This is a genomic window from Propionivibrio sp. (assembly GCF_049316945.1).
In the GTDB taxonomy this organism is placed as follows: Bacteria; Pseudomonadota; Gammaproteobacteria; order Burkholderiales; family Rhodocyclaceae; genus Propionivibrio.
Window position 1 is genome coordinate 1 of the sequence record NZ_JBMOJE010000343.1, and the last position, 2,103, is coordinate 2,103.

Below are 2,103 nucleotides of genomic sequence, written 5' to 3' on the forward strand. Positions count from 1 at the left end.
CATCGGCGCGGTTGCTGAAATCTTCGCTGACGTAACTTCCCGGCACTTTCTCCAGTGTCGTGTAGTCAAGGCTGTGCAGCCATTCATCCGGAACAAACCCGATTATCAGGTCGCGCACCAGTTCCGGCGTTGAGAAGAGGAATTTGTAACCGGAGTCGTGATCGTTTGCCATCAGTGCATTCTACCTCCCTGGTTTCATGTTTCGGCAGTTAGCGCGGCGAAGTCTGTCTCGGATTTTAATCGTGCCTGGCCCCTTTTCTTGGGCCCCTTTTCTTGGTTATATTTTCCAGCTTGACTCCAACGAGGCACTTGGCGATCACAATCCCCAACTCATCGAACGTATCGCCCGCAGCGCCCTGCCCCCGGAAGTCGAACTCAAGGAAAACTCCCTGATCGAGTGTGGCGCGCCCGATGGCCGCCCCGGTTTTGCCGGATTCCTGCGCGAACTGACCGAAACCACCGCCCTCTTCGACTTTAACCACCCGTTGGCTGGCAAGCCGATCACATTCGAGGTCGAAATCATCGGCATCATGTAACGCTTGCCGGACAAATCTGAGCCACCAATGCGCAGAGCTACCCGGTTTAGTCACTCGCTGAAATTCCAGGAACCAACGCAGCCAGCCTGTCTCGTACCTCACACGCGAGGACCAGCCCGGTTTTCGCCTCCTCCCGGCTAGGTTCGAAGTCCATCTCATACCTGAGCATGACGGCGTAGGGAATAAAAACCTCAAGTCGATCACGAAAGTCCTCGAAGACCTCTGTCCGGCTCGCGCAAATATCAAGCAAGGCATCCAAATCATGCGTACGAGGAAACTCGACAGCATTCGCTTGCAGATAGGCCTTCAGATACTTTTCTACAGATTGCTGCAGATGAAAACAAATCACATCCGTCGCGCCTTCCCTCAGCAGCAACTCAGCGGCCTGCAGATCATGACCAGCCTTCCTGAACAAACCCCTGCCCGCTTCAAGCAGGTTTTTTTTCATACAGCACCCGACCTTCCCTCAGCCCTCTGGAAACAACATGGTTCGTCACCGTTTGCCAAGCCGCAACCTCATCCGGAGTAACCCACAATATATCCTTGGGAATCCCCATCCCGCGCAGCGCACGGTAAAGTGGCAGCGCCCGCAGATGTCTCGGCTGATCGGATGGTTTGATAACCAATAAATCCACATCGCTATCTTCTTGCGCATCCCCCCGCGCCCGGCTACCAAACAAGACTACCTTGTCCGGGTCAGCCACCTGGACAAGCCTACGCGCCATGTCAGCCAGAATTTCGTCGGTAATTCGCTTCATAGCAGGCACCCTCGGTTCAAATCATTTGACAGAATGCAGCTTAGCCGTAATCGTCTTCTCTTTGAAGCTTGATCGCAAAAAAGGTAACGGTCTCGACGGCTGGCTCGAAGAGGTTCAGGTGGAAGATACCACTGGCACCAAAGTCGAATACAAGTACATGTGTCAGCGGCGTTATGAACGTCACGAGAGCTTGGCGGTTTAAAAAACAAAGGGGCCTTGGTCACATTTCAAGCAGCAACTGCTCCTGCGCTCCGACCGATTCCACCACGGTCTTTCGTGGCCGACCGCGTGGACGTGCTTCGCGCCGCTGCCCCGTGGCGAGATGGATTCAGGGGCGACGGGGAATGGCTGCGAGGATAGAAACTTCAGCCAATTAATGCGAGCCTGGCCCCTTTGTTATCAGCTTCGAAGTCGAAATCATCAGGCTCACGTAAGACCCACTCCTTAACCGGCGGACAAACCGGTCAAGTCAGCCTGTTGCAGGTGATAAAGAAAACGTGACGTTTGCGGTGCCGATGGAGTTGCAGGGCTGAGACTTTGTGAAAATCTCAGGCAGGTTGGTGCTAGCCTGCTATTTAGACGCTTTGCTTCAGTGCGTGGTAGGGCCGAAAATGGATTCCAGACTTGGCGCATCGAGAACAAGGTCAAGCCACGCATCAATCTGTGCTGCGTCGGCCGCAGCGAGCTTTGCCAGAACATCCGATGGCATGGCGCCAAAGCGCTTGGTCAGCAGCTTCTGCAAAGCCAAGGATTCGCCCTGCTGCATGCCCTGCTGTACGCCCTCGGCCTTATAACCATGCGCCCATTCT

5 protein-coding genes are annotated in these 2,103 nt (G+C 54.6%); 1 reads left to right on the forward strand and 4 read right to left on the reverse strand.

The features are described from left to right. The coding region (locus ACOYNV_RS27875) for an Rpn family recombination-promoting nuclease/putative transposase (protein ID WP_422903082.1) at positions 1 to 172 on the reverse strand (172 nt) is incomplete at its 3' end. 70 nt (positions 173 to 242) lie between these two features. Between ACOYNV_RS27875 and ACOYNV_RS27880 the strand changes: the two genes are divergently transcribed. Beyond that, complete coding sequence (locus ACOYNV_RS27880; protein ID WP_422903078.1) at positions 243 to 536, forward strand: FKBP-type peptidyl-prolyl cis-trans isomerase; 294 nt, start codon at positions 243 to 245, stop codon at positions 534 to 536. 46 nt (positions 537 to 582) lie between these two features. On the opposite strand, the gene ACOYNV_RS27885 is transcribed toward ACOYNV_RS27880, so the two are convergent. The 3 genes from ACOYNV_RS27885 to ACOYNV_RS27895 form a co-directional block, all read right to left on the reverse strand. Next, positions 583 to 984 carry a HEPN domain-containing protein gene (locus ACOYNV_RS27885; RefSeq protein ID WP_422903079.1) on the reverse strand — a complete coding sequence of 134 codons (402 nt, stop codon included), beginning with the start codon at positions 982 to 984 and terminating at the stop codon, positions 583 to 585. Further along, on the reverse strand, positions 965 to 1,294 hold the full coding sequence (locus ACOYNV_RS27890) for a nucleotidyltransferase domain-containing protein (RefSeq protein ID WP_422903080.1): 330 nt from the start codon (positions 1,292 to 1,294) through the stop codon (positions 965 to 967). Before ACOYNV_RS27890 ends, ACOYNV_RS27885 begins: the two co-directional genes overlap by 20 nt. Before the next feature lie 589 nt (positions 1,295 to 1,883). Further along, positions 1,884 to 2,103, reverse strand: a 220-nt coding sequence (locus tag ACOYNV_RS27895) for a DUF4351 domain-containing protein (RefSeq protein WP_422903081.1), incomplete at its 5' end; no start/stop codon positions are given.

Excerpts from the sequence above, each read along its gene's own strand:
- ACOYNV_RS27885 (WP_422903079.1), bottom strand. The coding sequence starts at position 984 with ATGAAAAAAAACCTGCTTGAAGCGGGCAGGGGTTTGTTCAGGAAGGCT.
- ACOYNV_RS27890 (WP_422903080.1), bottom strand. The coding sequence starts at position 1,294 with ATGAAGCGAATTACCGACGAAATTCTGGCTGACATGGCGCGTAGGCTT.